General features: G+C 71.0%; 11 protein-coding genes. 5 read left to right on the top strand and 6 right to left on the bottom strand.

Annotated elements, in window-relative coordinates; all coding sequences use genetic code 11:
* Window positions 1–49 precede the first annotated feature (49 nt).
* The 5 genes from ASG87_RS04480 to ASG87_RS04500 all read left to right on the top strand — a co-directional run bounded on the left by ASG87_RS04480 (window position 50) and on the right by ASG87_RS04500 (window position 5366).
* Window positions 50–1090, top strand: coding sequence for a N(4)-(beta-N-acetylglucosaminyl)-L-asparaginase (locus ASG87_RS04480; RefSeq protein WP_056001429.1), 1041 nt, complete (start codon window positions 50–52; stop codon window positions 1088–1090).
* Window positions 1087–1812 (top strand): copper homeostasis protein CutC, encoded by a 726-nt coding sequence (locus ASG87_RS04485; protein ID WP_056001432.1) that lies wholly within the window; start codon window positions 1087–1089, stop codon window positions 1810–1812. Before ASG87_RS04480 ends, ASG87_RS04485 begins: the two co-directional genes overlap by 4 nt.
* Window positions 1813–2352: 540 nt before the next feature.
* Window positions 2353–3552, top strand: coding sequence for an enoyl-ACP reductase FabV (fabV, locus tag ASG87_RS04490; protein ID WP_056001435.1), 1200 nt, complete (start codon window positions 2353–2355; stop codon window positions 3550–3552).
* Window positions 3553–3619: 67 nt separating this feature from the next.
* Complete coding sequence (locus ASG87_RS04495) at window positions 3620–4828, top strand: serine hydrolase (RefSeq protein ID WP_056001438.1); 1209 nt, start codon at window positions 3620–3622, stop codon at window positions 4826–4828.
* Between the two features lie 130 nt (window positions 4829–4958).
* Window positions 4959–5366, top strand: a complete 408-nt coding sequence (locus ASG87_RS04500) for a cupin domain-containing protein (protein ID WP_056001441.1) — start codon at window positions 4959–4961, stop codon at window positions 5364–5366.
* A gap of 63 nt (window positions 5367–5429) precedes the next feature.
* On the opposite strand, the gene ASG87_RS04505 is transcribed toward ASG87_RS04500, so the two are convergent.
* The 6 genes from ASG87_RS04505 to ASG87_RS04530 form a co-directional block, all read right to left on the bottom strand.
* Window positions 5430–7202, bottom strand: coding sequence for an ABC transporter transmembrane domain-containing protein (locus ASG87_RS04505; RefSeq protein WP_056001444.1), 1773 nt, complete (start codon window positions 7200–7202; stop codon window positions 5430–5432).
* A 338-nt stretch (window positions 7203–7540) separates the two neighbouring features.
* Entirely contained in the window at window positions 7541–9541 is a 2001-nt protein-coding gene (locus ASG87_RS04510) for an oligopeptide transporter, OPT family (RefSeq protein ID WP_056001447.1), read from the bottom strand.
* A 117-nt stretch (window positions 9542–9658) separates the two neighbouring features.
* Complete coding sequence (locus ASG87_RS04515; RefSeq protein WP_056001450.1) at window positions 9659–10255, bottom strand: YigZ family protein; 597 nt, start codon at window positions 10253–10255, stop codon at window positions 9659–9661.
* A complete protein-coding gene (locus tag ASG87_RS19840) occupies window positions 10252–11166 on the bottom strand; it encodes a hypothetical protein (protein WP_056001454.1) in 915 nt (304 codons plus the stop codon). The genes ASG87_RS04515 and ASG87_RS19840 overlap by 4 nt, the downstream gene beginning before the upstream one ends.
* The gene (locus ASG87_RS04525; RefSeq protein ID WP_056001458.1) at window positions 11163–11717 is read right to left on the bottom strand and encodes an RNA polymerase sigma factor; all 555 of its coding nucleotides are present in this window, start codon (window positions 11715–11717) and stop codon (window positions 11163–11165) included. Before ASG87_RS04525 ends, ASG87_RS19840 begins: the two co-directional genes overlap by 4 nt.
* A gap of 152 nt (window positions 11718–11869) precedes the next feature.
* Window positions 11870–13675, bottom strand: coding sequence for a VWA domain-containing protein (locus tag ASG87_RS04530; protein ID WP_056001461.1), 1806 nt, complete (start codon window positions 13673–13675; stop codon window positions 11870–11872).
* Between the last annotated feature and the right edge of the window lie 18 nt (window positions 13676–13693).

The following is a 13693-nucleotide window of genomic DNA, read 5'->3' on the forward strand; positions in this document are numbered from 1 at the left end:
ACCCCGCACACCGTGCGGGGTTTTTTGTTTTTCGCCCGGGAGAAGGTTGATGGTCGATCGCAGAAATTTCCTCAAGGCATCCCTGCTGGGTGCCTCGGCCACCGCCCTGGCCATGGGCGGCAAACTCGCGGCCCGGGCGGCAACGCCGGCCCGCGCCGCCGCCGGCGCGCGGGTGGTCTCCACCTGGGACTTCGGCGTGGCCGCGAACCAGGCGGCCTGGGGCGTGCTCGGCAAGGGCGGCCACGCGCTGGACGCCGTCGAGATCGGCGTGCAGGTGCCCGAGTCGGACCTGAAGAACCACAGCGTGGGCAAGGGCGGCTACCCGGACCGCGACGGCCGGGTCACCCTGGACGCCAGCATCATGGACGCCGAGGGCAATTGCGGCGCGGTGGCCGCGATCGAGCACATCGCGCACCCGATCTCGGTGGCGCGGCGGGTGATGGAGCGCACCCCGCACGTGCTGCTGGTCGGCGACGGCGCCCTGCAGTTCGCGCTGGAGCAGGGCTTCGCCAGGGAGAACCTGCTCACCCCGGAAGCCGAGCAGGCCTGGCACGAGTGGCTGAAGACCGCGCACTACCAGCCGTCGATCAACAGCGAGGTGCGCGACTACGGCAAGACCGGCCGCCCCGGCGGCAAGGACAACCACGACACCATCGGCATGCTGGCGCTGGACGCGCACGGCAGGCTCGCCGGCGCCTGCACCACCAGCGGCATGGCGTGGAAGCTGCACGGGCGCGTCGGCGACAGTCCGATCATCGGCGCCGGCCTGTACGTGGACGGCGAGGTCGGCGGCGCCACCTCGACCGGCGTGGGCGAGGAGGTGATCCGCAACGCCGGCAGCTTCCTGGTGGTCGAGCTGATGCGCCAGGGCCGCTCGCCGCACGAGGCCTGCAAGGAGGCGGTGATGCGCATCGTCAGGAAGCGCCGCGAGGCTTCCAAGACCTTGCAGGTCGGCTTCCTGGCGATGAACCGCGACGGCGAGGTCGGCGCGTACGCGATCCAGCGCGGCTTCTCCTACGCCGTATGCGATGCGAAGAAGCAGGACGGCCTGCTTCCCTCGCAGAGCGTCTACACGACGAACTACTCGTGATCCTGGAAATCGCCGCGAACTCGGTGGCCTCCGCGCTGGCGGCGCAGGAAGGCGGGGCCGGCCGGGTCGAACTCTGCACGGCGCTGGAACTGGGCGGGCTGACCCCTTCGCATGCGCAGATCGCGCTGGCGCGGGAGCGCCTGCGCATTCCCCTGTACGTGCTGATCCGTCCGCGCGCCGGCGACTTCCTCTACGACGGGCTGGAGCGCGAGCAGATGCTGCGCGACGTGGAGACCTGCGTGGCCCTGGGCTGCGACGGCGTGGTGCTGGGCGCGCTCGATGCCGAGGGCAACGTGGACGTGCCCGGTTGCCGCGCCCTGGTCGCCGCCGCCGGTCCGCTGGGCGTGACCTTCCACCGCGCCTTCGACCTCAGCCGCGACCCCGCACAGGCGCTGGAAGACCTCGTCGCGCTCGGCTGCGAGCGCGTGCTGACCTCGGGTGCGCAGGCCAGCGCCATGGAAGGCGCCGCGCTGATCCGCGACCTCGTCGTGCAGGCGCACGGACGCCTGGCCGTGATGCCCGGCGCCGGCGTCGCCGCGCAGAACGTCGCGGCCCTGGCCGTGGCTACCGGCGCCAGCGAATTCCACGCCTCCGCCAAGCGCCAGTGGCCCTCCGCCATGCGCCACCGGCGGGGACGGCTGGCCGACATGGAAGCCGGCGAGCTGCGCAGCGACGTGGAGCAGGTGCGCGCACTGGCCGATGTGCTGCGAGCGATGGCGTAGCGTTCTGCGCGGCGCGAACGGCCCGTAGCAAAACGTTGCCCGCATAAGTTCAAAGAACCGTATTCCCCAGCCCGTCATCCCAGCGAGGCGCTTTTCAACAGCCGAAGGGCTGGTCAAGCCGGGATCCAGCGGCTTGAATCCACCGTGGCACAAAGACACTGGATCTCGGCTTTCGCCGGAACGAACTCGGCTCGTCATCCCAGCGAGGCGCTTTTCAACAGCCGAAGGGCTGGTCAAGCTGGGATCCAGCGCCTCGAATCCCCCAAAAGCGCCAAGCCACCACCAACCCTTCCTCCCGGCAAAGCCGACAGCCGTTACCTCGAGGCTGCGAAGAAGCAAAGGCGCTGGGTTCCGGCTTTTGCCGGAACGACGGCGTGGCGATACGGTGGTATTAAAGGCGCCCGGCATCAGATTCCCCGGCAGCCATCGAGACCGCCTACGGCAGCGAGCCCCTATGGCTGGCAACCTCCCTACGGCAGCGCACGGAACCCCCACTTGGTTAAGATGCCGGCTTGTGCCTTTGCCCGCAGGAGCTGTCGCGTGATCATCACCCCCAAAGTGCGTGGATTCATCTGTGTCACCGCCCACCCGGTCGGCTGCGAGCACAACGTGGCCGACCAGATCGCCGTGACCAAGGCGGCCGTTCACGGCGGCAAGGGACCCAAGCGCGTGCTGGTGATCGGCGCCTCCACCGGCTACGGCCTGGCCTCGCGCATCACTGCGGCGTTCGGCTACGGCGCGGCCACGCTGGGCGTGTTCTTCGAGAAGCCCAGCAGCGAGAGCAAGCCCGGCACCGCCGGCTGGTACAACGCCGCCGCGTTCGACAAGCTGGCCAAGCAGGCCGGCCTCTACAGCAAGTCGATCAACGGCGACGCGTTCGCCAACGAGACCCGCGAGCGCGCGATCGAGATCATCAGGAACGAGATGGGCGGCCCGATCGACCTGGTCGTCTATTCGCTGGCCTCGCCGGTGCGCAAGCTGCCGGATACCGGCGAGGTGGTGCGCTCCGCGCTCAAGACCATCGGCGAGCCCTTCACCAACACCTCGGTCGACACCAACAAGGACGTCGTGATCGAGGCCACCGTCGAGCCGGCCACCGAGCAGGAGATCAAGGACACCGTCACCGTGATGGGCGGCGAGGACTGGGCGCTGTGGATCGACGCGCTGAGCAAGGCCGGCGTGCTCGCCGAGCACGCCAAGACCATCGCCTACAGCTACATCGGCACCGAGATCACCTGGCCGATGTACTGGCACGGCACCCTGGGCCAGGCCAAGCAGCACCTCGACGACACCGCACGGCAGTTGCGCGGGCGCCATGCCGGCCTCGAGGCCTACGTGGGCGTGATGAAGTCGGTGGTCACGCAGGCCAGCGCGGCGATCCCGGTGATCCCGCTGTACGTGTCCATCGCCTTCCGCATCATGAAGGAGAAGGGCATCCACGAAGGAACCATCGAGCAGGCCAACCGCCTGTTCCACGACCGCCTCTACCGCGCCGACGGCGCTCCCGCGCCGACCGACGACGAGGGCCGCGTGCGGCTGGACGACTGGGAACTGCGCGCCGACGTGCAGGACGCCTGCAAGGCGATCTGGCCCACCGTCACCACCGAGAACCTCAGGCAGATCACCGACTACGCCGGCTACAAGCACGAGTTCCTGCAACTGTTCGGGTTCGACCGGGTGGACGTGGACTACGCTGCCGAGGTGGATGCGGACCGGCGCTTCGACTGCGTCGAGCTCTGACGCAGCGCCGCAGCCCGGAGGCTGCCGGTAAGATGGCGGCTTCCGTTCCCGCTATGGCACATACCCCATGCGTCCCATCGTCAGCCTTCGCCTGCTAGCCGCCGCACTGTGCCTGGTCGCCTCGCTGCCGTCGGCGGCGGGCGACCGGAGCGAACCGACCGTCGGCCAGCGGCGCGAGGGCGTGCTGTTCTGGCCGCAGGCGCAACGCGAGGCGCAGTTCCGCAGGATGTACGAGCTGTTCCCGAGCGACCGCGCCGCGCATGGCGCGCACGTCCACGCATTGCCGCAGGGCAAGCCGCTGGCGATGCCCGGGCGGGACGCGCCGGCGTGGCTGGCCGGCTACATGGACGAGCACCACATCGCCGGGGTGATGGTGCTGCAGCACGGCCGCGTGCGCCTGCAGCGCTATGCGCTGGGCTTCGGGCCGGAGCAGCGCTGGGAGTCGTTCTCGGTGGCAAAGTCGGTCACCTCCACCTTGCTCGGCATCGCCCTGCAGCAGGGCTACATCCGCGGCATGGACGACACGCTGGGCACCTACATCCCGGAACTGCGCGACAGCGCGTATGCCGGGGTCACGGTACAGCAACTGCTGACGATGACCTCGGGCGTGCGCTGGAACGAGGACTACGCCGACGCCAGGTCGGACGTGGCGCAGATGTACCGCGGCGCCTGCGTCGACGGCCGGGCGCACATCCTGTCGTACCTGGCGAAGCAGCCGCGGCAGTGGCCGGCCGGCACGCATTTCAACTACAACACCGCGGAAACCGACCTGCTCGGCATCCTGGTGCAGCGCGCCACGCGCCGCTCGCTGGCCGACTATCTTTCGCAGGCCATCTGGAAGCCGTACGGCATGGCCTCCGACGCCTACTGGATCAAGGACGAATGCGACGGCAGCGATACCGGCGGCAGCGGCCTGTCGGCCACGCTGGGCGACTATGCGCGGCTGGGGCAGTTCATGCTCGACGGCGGCCGCATCGCCGGCAAGCCGGTGATCGCCGCGGCCTGGCTCAAGGGCGCGGTGCGCCGCCAGGCCAGCGTGGACGAGCCCGGCCGCGGCTACGGCTATCTGTGGTGGACCGACGCCGACGGCAGCTACGCCGCCATCGGCATCTTCGGCCAGATGGTCTACGTCGACCCCTCGCGCGGCCTGGTGATCGCCCAGGTGGCGGCGTGGCCGCACGCGATGTCGGAAGGGCTGATCGCCGCGCGGCGGGGGTTCGTGGCCGCGATCAAGCATGCGCTGGATGCGGAAGGTGGTGCGCGGCGGGTGCATTGAGGGAAGCGGCATGCAACGTCGCGCTCTCCTGCGTTCCTTCGGATAACGGGGTTCCACCCGGGCCGTCGGACGAACAGGCACGTCACGCGTCGCGCCATACACTCGCCGTTTCGCCATCGGAGCGCTCGCCATGGAAATCATCCGCAACGGCTCGCAGCCGTCCGTCACCGGGCCGGACGAGTATTTCACCGGCAAGGTCCGCATCGATTCGCCGTTCAAGGGCATCGGCGGCGCGAACGTGTCCGGCGGCATCGTGACCTTCGAGCCGGGTGCGCGCAGCGCCTGGCATACCCATCCGCTCGGGCAGACGCTGATCGTCACCGCCGGCAAGGGCTGGACCCAGTGCGAGGGCGGCCCGATCGTGGAGATCAATGCGGGCGACATCGTCTGCTGCCCGGCGAACCACCGGCACTGGCACGGCGCCACGCCGACTACGGCAATGACCCACATCGCCGTGCAGGAGGCGAAGGACGGCAAGGTGGTCGAATGGATGGAGAAGGTGACCGACGAGGAATACCTGGCCGGCCCGCCGCGCTGACCGCTTCGGGCAGTACCCGGCTCCGGCATCGCCCTCCCTGCGCGCAGGGAGGGCCGGAACGCATCAGGCCACGAACTGCAGCCTCGCCAGCTCCGCATACAGCCCACCCTCGGCGAGCAGGCTTTCGTGCGTGCCCTGCGCCACGATGCGGCCGCCGTCCATCACCACGATGCGGTCGGCGCGCTGCACGGTGGCGAGGCGGTGGGCGATCACCAGGGTGGTGCGGCCTTTCTCCAGCCGCTCCAGCGCCTGCTGGATGGCGGCCTCGGATTGCGCGTCGAGAGCCGAGGTGGCTTCGTCGAGCAGCAGCAGCGGCGCGTCGCGCAGGATCGCGCGGGCGATCGCGACGCGCTGGCGCTGGCCGCCGGACAGGCGCACGCCGCGCTCGCCCAGCTCGGCGTCGAAGCCTTCGCCGAGCGCGCTGATGAAGTCGTGGGCCTCGGCGGCGCGCGCCGCCTCGTGGACCTCGTCGTCGCCGGCGTCCTGCCGGCCGAAGCGGATGTTGTCGGCCGCGCTGCCGCTGAAGATCACGGTTTCCTGCGGCACCAGCGCGATCGCGCCGCGCAGCTCGGGCAGGGTCAGCGCGCGCAGGTCGATGCCGTCGAGGCTGATGCGGCCCGTCTGCGGATCGTAGAAGCGCAGCAGCAGCGCGAACACGGTGCTCTTGCCGGCGCCGGACGGGCCGACCAGGGCCACCGTCTCGCCGGGGCGGATGTCGAGGCTGAAGTCGTACAGCGCCGGCGCGTCCGGGCGGGTCGGATAGTGGAAGGCCACGTTGTCGAAGCGCAGCGCGCCCTGCACCGGCCGCGGCAGGGCCAGCGGCCGGGCCGGGTCGGCGATCTGCGCGCGCTCGGCGAACAGCTCGCCGATGCGCTCCATCGCGCCGGCCGCGCGCAGCACGTCGCCCCATACCTCCGAAAGCCCGGCCACCGAACCGGCCGCGAAGATCGCGTACAGCACGAACTGGCCGAGCACGCCGGCGTTGAGCGTGCCGGCCAGCACGTCGCGCGCGCCGGCCCACAGCACCAGCGTGATCGCGCCGAAGAACAGCACGATCACCGCGGCGGTGAGCAGGGCGCGCATGCCGATGCGCTTCTTCGCCGTGGCCAGCGCGCGGGTGATCGCGCTGCCGTAGCGGATGCTCTCGATGTCCTCGCGCGCGTAGGCCTTCACCGCGGGCGCCGCATTGAGGGTTTCGTTGGCGATCGCGGCGGCGTCGGCGAGACGGTCCTGGCTGGCGCGCGACAGCTTCTGCACGCGGCGGCCGAACACCATGATCGGCAGCATCACCGCCGGGATCACCAGCGCGGTGAGTCCGGCCAGGCGCGGGCTGGTCCACACCATCATCGCGCTGGCGCCCAGCAGCATCACCGCGCTGCGCAGCGCCACCGAGATGCCCGAGCCGATCAGCGCCTGCACCACCTCGGTGTCGGTGCCCAGGCGCGAAGTGAGTTCGCCCACGCGGCTGCGCTCGAAGAAGCCGACGTCGAGGCGGATCACGTGCGCATAGAGTTTCGCGCGCATCGAGGCCAGCGCGCGCTCGCCGAGCAGGGTGATGCAGAAATAGCGCCCCGCGGTGGCGAAGGCGAGCACCAGCGCCACGCCGAACAGGCCGAGGAAGGTGGCGTTGATCGCCGCCGTGCTGGCGTTGCCGAAGCCGGCGTCGATCATGTGGCGCACCGCCATCGGCAGCACCAGGGTCGCGGCGGACGACAGCCCGAGGAAGACCAGCCAGCCGAGGGCCAGCGCGCGATGCGGTTTCAGGAACGGCCAGAGCTGGCGCAGCGCGCCGATGCGGCGCTTCGGTGAGGTGTCGGTCGCCGTGGATTCGCTCATGGGTCTCGCCGCGTGCTGGATCAGGTGCAGATGGGGGTTTTGGCTGGGCGATTCAATCGCCGGGGCGGAGTTGTTCCCGGGATGCCGGGACGAGAGGCGCTGGATTCCTGCTTGACCAGCCCTTCGGCTGTTGAAAAGCGCCTCGCAGGCATGACGGGTTGATGGGGACGGCGGGATTGGAGGGCGCCGTTTTCGGGGGCGACGCAGCCATCGGGTACGGGCTGGGCAGAGTCCGGATGGGCCGCGCGGGACTGCAAGGATGCGTGCAGGAAGCTTTTCTGCGGCTGAAAAAGAACGGGACGCCGCAGCGTCCCGTTCGTTCCGGAGGCCGGTCGCGCTTATGCCTTGCCGGCCTGCGCCATGCGCCAGATCCAGCGGTAGAGCACGGCCACCACGGCGGCGAAGGCCAGCCCGCCGATCACGATGGCGGCGTTGCCAAAACCGGGGCCGACCAGGGCCAGCGGCGCTTCCTTGCCGGTGAACGCCACGATCGCGGCGATGAACACGCCGATCACGCTCTCGCCCACGATCAGGCCAGAGGCCAGCAGCACGCCGAGCTGCTTGGTGGATTCGGCTTTCGCGGTGCGGTCGGCGCGGCGGTCGAAGAACCAGCCGACCACGGCGCCCACCACCACCATCAGGGTGCTGGTGGTGGGCAGGTAGATGCCCAGGCCCACCGCCAGCGGCGGCAGGCGCATGCTTCTGGTGGTCTTCGCCAGGAGCGCGTCCACCACGATGATGCCCACGCCGATCAGGGCGCCGACCTGGATCAGGCCCCAGTCGATGTTGCCCTGGATCACGCCCTGCGCCAGCGCGGAGATCAGGCCGGCCTGCGGGGCGGGCAGGGCGCGCGCCGGGTCGGCGCCGGGCGCGCCGAGGAAGCCGTAGGCATGGTTGAGCAGGTCGAGCACCGGCGGGATCACCGCCGCGCCGGCCACCACGCCGATCACCAGCGCCACCTGCTGCTTCCAGGGCGTCGCGTCGACCAGTTGGCCGGTCTTCAGGTCCTGCAGGTTGTTGTTGGCGATCGCCGCCACGGTGAACACCACCGAGGTGATGAACAGCGAGAACGCCACCAGCGCCTTGCCCGCGTCCGGCGGCAGGTGCGGCTGCACGAACGCCACCAGCAGCAGCGCGGCGCAGATCACCACCAGGATGCCCACGCCCGACAGCGGGCTGTTCGACGAACCGATCAGGCCGGCCATGTAGCCGCACACGGTGGAGACGAAGAAGCCCATCAGCACCACGTACGCGACGCCGCCGATCGCCAGCGCGGCGACGTGGTCGCCCAGGCCGCTGATCGAGCCGAAGTAGCCCAGCAGCCAGGCGATCGGCACGAAGCAGGCCAGGGTGATCAGGCCGACGATGCCGATCGGGATGTCGCGCTCGGTGCGCGGCAGCGAGTCGGCCTTGCCGGCCTTGCGCACGCGCGAGGCGGCCATTGCCGAGGTCAGGCCGCTGATTACCGGCTTGACCAGCTTGGCCAGCGTCCAGATCGCCGACACGCCGATCGCGCCGGCGCCGATGAAGCGCACCTTGTGGCTCCAGGTGGCTTGCGCCAGGTCCGCGGCGGAGCCGTCGGCCACGCCGGCCAGCAGCGAGTAGTGCGGCACGCCCCAGCCCCAGCCGATCAGCGCGCCGACCAGCATCGCGATGCCCACCGAGATGCCGACCAGGTGGCCGATCGCGAACAGCGCGAACGAAAGGTTGAAGTCGAAGCCGCTCACCGCGCCCCTGTCGCCGATGCGGAAGTACTGCACCACGTCGCTGGCGAACACCTTGGTGGCGACCACGATGGCGAACACGGTGGAGACGATCGCGCCCCATACCACCGCGAGCAGGCCGGCCCGGCCGCTCTCGACGTCGCTGTCGGTGCTGTCGTCGCCGCTGCCGACCTTGAGCACCTCGGCGCAGGCCACGCCTTCCGGGTAGGGCAGGTCGGAGTTGGTCACCAGCGCGCGGCGCAGCGGGATCGAGTACATCACGCCGAGCACGCCGCCCAGCGCGCACACCGCGAACGACAGCCAGAACGGAAAGCCGGTCCACCAGCCGATCATGATCATGCCCGGCAGCACGAAGATGATCGAGGACAGCGTGCCGGCCGCCGAGGCGATCGTCTGCACGACGTTGTTTTCCTGGATCGTCGAGTTCCTGAAGGCGCGCAGCAGCGCCATCGAGATCACCGCCGCGGGGATCGAGGTGGCGAAGGTGAGGCCGGCCTTGAGGCCGAAGAACACGTTGGCCGCGGTGAACACCACGGTGATCACGACACCGATGATGATGCCGCGGATGGTCAGTTCGGCGCGGGCATCGGCACCGTTCGGTTTGGCTGCAGTCACGTCGCAAGATCCGTCATGTGGTTGTCCTCCCGCGCCGGACCGCGGCGCGCTCCCGTGTACCGCCCTCCCCAGGCGGGTTACCGCGGGGAGCATAGCGTGGATTGCGCGCCGAGCGGTTCAATTCAGCCGCCGCGCCTCGCTGCGCCCGCGGCTGATGTCCACGACCAGCGCCTGCGCCTCGGCGGCGAGCGCTTCGGGCAGGCGCAGCTCCAGGGCCGCGCCGGCGCCGGCGAAATCCTCGCGCTCGATCTGCGCGCCCAGTTCCTTCAGCCGCGCCTTCAGCAGGGCCAGTTCGGCGAACCCGCACTGCACGCCGAGCCGCGCCATCGCCACGATCGGCACCCGCGCCGCGCGGCGCAGGCATTCGGCGGCGGTGCCGCCGTAGGCGCGCACCAGGCCGCCGGCGCCGAGCTTGATGCCGCCGTACCAGCGCGTCACCAGCACCACGGCGCGGTCGATGCCCTGGCCCTCGATCGCCTGCAGGATCGGCCGCCCCGCGGTGCCGCCGGGCTCGCCGTCGTCGTTGAAGCGGTAGTCCTGGCCGATCCGGTAGGCCCAGCAGTTGTGCGTGGCCGCCGGATCGCCGGCCGCGCGGACGAAGGCGAGCGCCTGTTCGGCGGTGTCCACCGGGGCGGCCTGGGCGAGGAAGCGGCTCTTCTTGATCTCTTCCTGGTGCCGGCACGGCTGCGCCAGCGCATGCAGCGGTTCGCTCATGGCTCGCGCAACTGCGCGCGCAGCTCCGCCGGCAGCTCCCACTGCGGATGCGCGCGATGGAAGGCTTCCAGCCGCTTGCGCGCCTCGTCGGCACGGCCCTGCGCGAACAACCGGCGGATCGTGTCGAGTTCCTGCGCCGGCGCGTCGCCGGTGGTCGGCGGTGGCACGGTTGCGGTCGAGGCTGGTGCGGGCGCCGGTGGTGCTGGCGGCGCGATCATGGCGGGGACGGGGACGACCCGGTCGGCGGACGGCGCCTGTTCGAGGTGCGCCTGCGCGGCGGGCGCGCCGGCCGCCGCCTGCGCCGGTATCCCGGACGCGGCCGTATCCGCGGCGCGGAACATCGCCGTTCCGGCCTGCGGCTGCGCCTGGACTTCGGGCAGCGGTGCGCGCCTGCGTCCGGACGTACGCGATGCGCTCGATTCCGTGGCCGCCGCCGTGCGCTTCGCAGCGGCCAGTTCCTGTGCGGGAGCGGGCGCCGCCATGCTGCGCATGGCGGGCGGCGGCGCCTTGCCCGGCTCCGGCAAGGCAGGTGCCGCCGCTTCTTCCGCGACGGCGGGAGCGGCCGGCGGGGGCGCGGCGGCGATGGGTCTTGCCGATTCGCCCGTACCCGTGGCGGGAGCGACGGCGGCAGGCTGCACGGACGAGGGCAGGTCGCGCATGTGCCAGCCGAGCCCGGCCGCGAGCAGCAGGGTGGCCGCGCTGCCCAGGGCGATCGGCCAGCGCGGGCGGCGCCGGCGCGTGGCTGGCGCTTGCGCGGCGACAGCCTGGGCCGCCGCGCGCAGCACCGCGGCGTCCAGCGCCGGGCCGGGCTCCTGCTGCGGCAGCCGGCGATACAGCGCCGCCAGCTCGGTTTCGCCGGGCAGGCGCTCGTCGGGCTCGCGCGGGTCGGTGGGAGGCTGCTGCGTGGTCATTCGGCTAGCACGTCGCGTAGTTTGTTCATGGCATAGCGCAGGCGCGATTTCACCGTTTCGCGGCCGGTGCCGGTGATCTCGGCGATTTCCTCCAGGCTGAGTTCGTGCTCCAGCCGCAGCATCACGGCGGTGCGCTGCTCGTCGGGCAGTTGCTCGATCGCCCGCTGCAGGCCGCGGCGGCGCTCGAACTCGGACAGGGCATGGTCCGGCTGTTCCCGTTCGGGTACGGCCGCGCCGGCCAGGGCGATCTCGGCCTCGTCGCCGCCGGCCATCGGCCGCTGGCGGCGGAAGCTGTCCACCATCAGGTTGTGCGCGATCTGCAGCAGCCAGGTGCTGAACTTCGCCTGCGGCTGGTAGCGGGCGCGCGAGGCAATGACGCGGCTCCAGGTTTCCTGGAACAGCTCGTCCGCGCGGTGGCTGTCGCGCAGGCTGCGCAGCAGGAAGCGGTACAGCGTGCCGCGATGCTTCGCGTACAGGGCCTCGAAGGCGGCGAGGTCGCCGCGCGCGTAGGCGAGCATCAGCATGGCATCGGGATCGACCGCGGCATCCATGGGCGGCGAGGGTACGCGATTTCCCTCCGGCGGATAAGGCCGCGGGCCGGCGCATCCGCCATCTCCGGCGAAGACGCCTGCCGTAGCGGCGGAAGGGGGCCGCGGCGCCGGCAGGGTCGCCGCGGCGGGTCGCGACCGCGTCATGCGGCGGCTCAGCGAAAACCCACGCCGGGCGCGGCTGGGCCGGCGAACGGCGGCCGCGCCGCATGGGTGCCCAGGCCGTCGGCCAGCTTCACCAGTTGCACGAAGCCGGCGCGGTAGCCGTCGGGATCGGCGCCGCGCGCGCCGTCGGCGAGGGCGGCGATGTGTGCGTAGTCGTAGCCGTCCAGGTAGGTGCCGCCGCGCAGGGCATCGGCGAAGGCGGCGACCGCCGCGGCGAAGCGCAGGCGCTCGCTGGCCTGCGCCGCGGGCCGTGCGGCGACGGGGCGCTCGATCAGGCGGCTGGCGCTTTCGCCCGGCCGCTTGTAGCGCAGGCGCAGGAAGGCCAGCTCGTCGCCGCGGCCGGCGGATGCCTTGGCATCGCCGTAGCGCAGCGGATCGATGCGCGCGGCGGCCGATCCCGCAGGCGTGATCTCGTAGATCGCGGTGACGTTCGCGCCCGCGCCGATCTCGCCGGCATCGACCTGGTCGTTGTTGAAGTCCTCGCGCCTGAGCGCGCGCTTCTCGTAGCCGATCAGGCGGTATTCCCGCACCTTTGCGGGGTTGAATTCGACCTGGATCTTCACGTCCCTGGCGATCGTCAGCAGGGTGGCCGACATTTCGTCGACCAGCACGCGGCGGCCTTCTAGCAGGCTGTCGATGTAGTGGTGGCTGCCGTTGCCCGCATCGGCCAGCATCACCGCCATGGCGTCGTTGTAGTTGCCCTCGCCAAAGCCCAGCGTGGTGAGCGCGATGCCGCTCTTGCGCCGTTCCTCGACCTTGCTCTTGAGCGCCTGCTCGTCCACCGTGCCGACGTTGAAATCGCCGTCGGTGGCCAGGATCACCCGGTTCACGCCGCCCTCGACGAAGCCTTGCTCCGCCTGCGCGTAGGCCAGGTCGATGCCGGCGCCGCCGTTGGTCGAGCCGTAGGCGTCGAGCGCGTCGATGGCCGCATCGATGGCGGCGTGCCGGTCGCCCGCAGTGGAGGGCAGGGCGACCCCGGCGCGGCCCGCGTAGGTGACGATCGCCACGCGGTCCTGCCTGCGCAACTGCCGCACCAGTTGCTTCAGCGACGCCTTGAGCAGGGGCAGCTTGTCCGGTTCGTTCATCGAGCCGGAGGTGTCGATCAGGAACACCAGGTTGGCCGCGGGGATCTCGGCCTTCGGCACGCAATAGCCCTGGATGCCGATCAGCAGCAGTTGGCGCTTGGCGTTCCACGGCGCCGGCGCCAGCTCGGTGGCGACGGTGAACGGCTGCGCGCGATCGGTCGGAGGCGCGTAGCCGTAGTCGAAGTAGTTGATGAACTCCTCCGCGCGCACCGCATCGGCCGGCGGCAGCCGGCCCTGGTTCAGCATGCGCCGCACGTTGGTGTACGAGCCGGTGTCGACGTCGATGCCGAAGGTGGAGACCGGTTGTTCGGACGCCAGTTGCACCGGGTTGGCGTCGCGGTGGGTGTAGTGCTCGCCATCCACGTTGCCGGGCATGGGCCTGGGCATCGGCATCGGCGGCAACAGGCTGGGCGGGGCCACCATCCGCATGGCCTTGCCCATGACCAGCGGGGCGGCGGCGACTTGTGGCTGCACCGGCGGCGGTGGCGGCTGCATGGCCTCCCTGGGGCTACCCGCGCCGACGGGGCCGCGCTCGTAGAGGGGGTCGGTCGATGCCGTGGAAGCCGGCCCGGGGGGAAGCGGCTCGGGCGCGCACGGATTCGGGCGCGCGGAGACCGGCGTCGAGCCGGTCTCGGATCGGGCGGCACCGCAGCCGGCAAGCACCACCAGCAGCGCCAGCAACAGGCTGTGCAACAGGGCCTTCGCACTCATGGACGGGTCTCCTTGCGG

Origin of the sequence: Frateuria sp. Soil773 (assembly GCF_001428405.1) — a bacterium.
Classification (GTDB): domain Bacteria; phylum Pseudomonadota; class Gammaproteobacteria; order Xanthomonadales; family Rhodanobacteraceae; genus LMSL01.

Excerpts from the sequence above, each read along its gene's own strand:
- ASG87_RS04480 (WP_056001429.1), top strand. The coding sequence starts at position 50 with ATGGTCGATCGCAGAAATTTCCTCAAGGCATCCCTGCTGGGTGCCTCG.
- ASG87_RS04495 (WP_056001438.1), top strand. The coding sequence starts at position 3,620 with ATGCGTCCCATCGTCAGCCTTCGCCTGCTAGCCGCCGCACTGTGCCTG.
- ASG87_RS04500 (WP_056001441.1), top strand. The coding sequence starts at position 4,959 with ATGGAAATCATCCGCAACGGCTCGCAGCCGTCCGTCACCGGGCCGGAC.
- ASG87_RS04505 (WP_056001444.1), bottom strand. The coding sequence starts at position 7,202 with ATGAGCGAATCCACGGCGACCGACACCTCACCGAAGCGCCGCATCGGC.
- ASG87_RS04515 (WP_056001450.1), bottom strand. The coding sequence starts at position 10,255 with ATGAGCGAACCGCTGCATGCGCTGGCGCAGCCGTGCCGGCACCAGGAA.
- ASG87_RS19840 (WP_056001454.1), bottom strand. The coding sequence starts at position 11,166 with ATGACCACGCAGCAGCCTCCCACCGACCCGCGCGAGCCCGACGAGCGC.
- ASG87_RS04525 (WP_056001458.1), bottom strand. The coding sequence starts at position 11,717 with ATGGATGCCGCGGTCGATCCCGATGCCATGCTGATGCTCGCCTACGCG.
- ASG87_RS04530 (WP_056001461.1), bottom strand. The coding sequence starts at position 13,675 with ATGAGTGCGAAGGCCCTGTTGCACAGCCTGTTGCTGGCGCTGCTGGTG.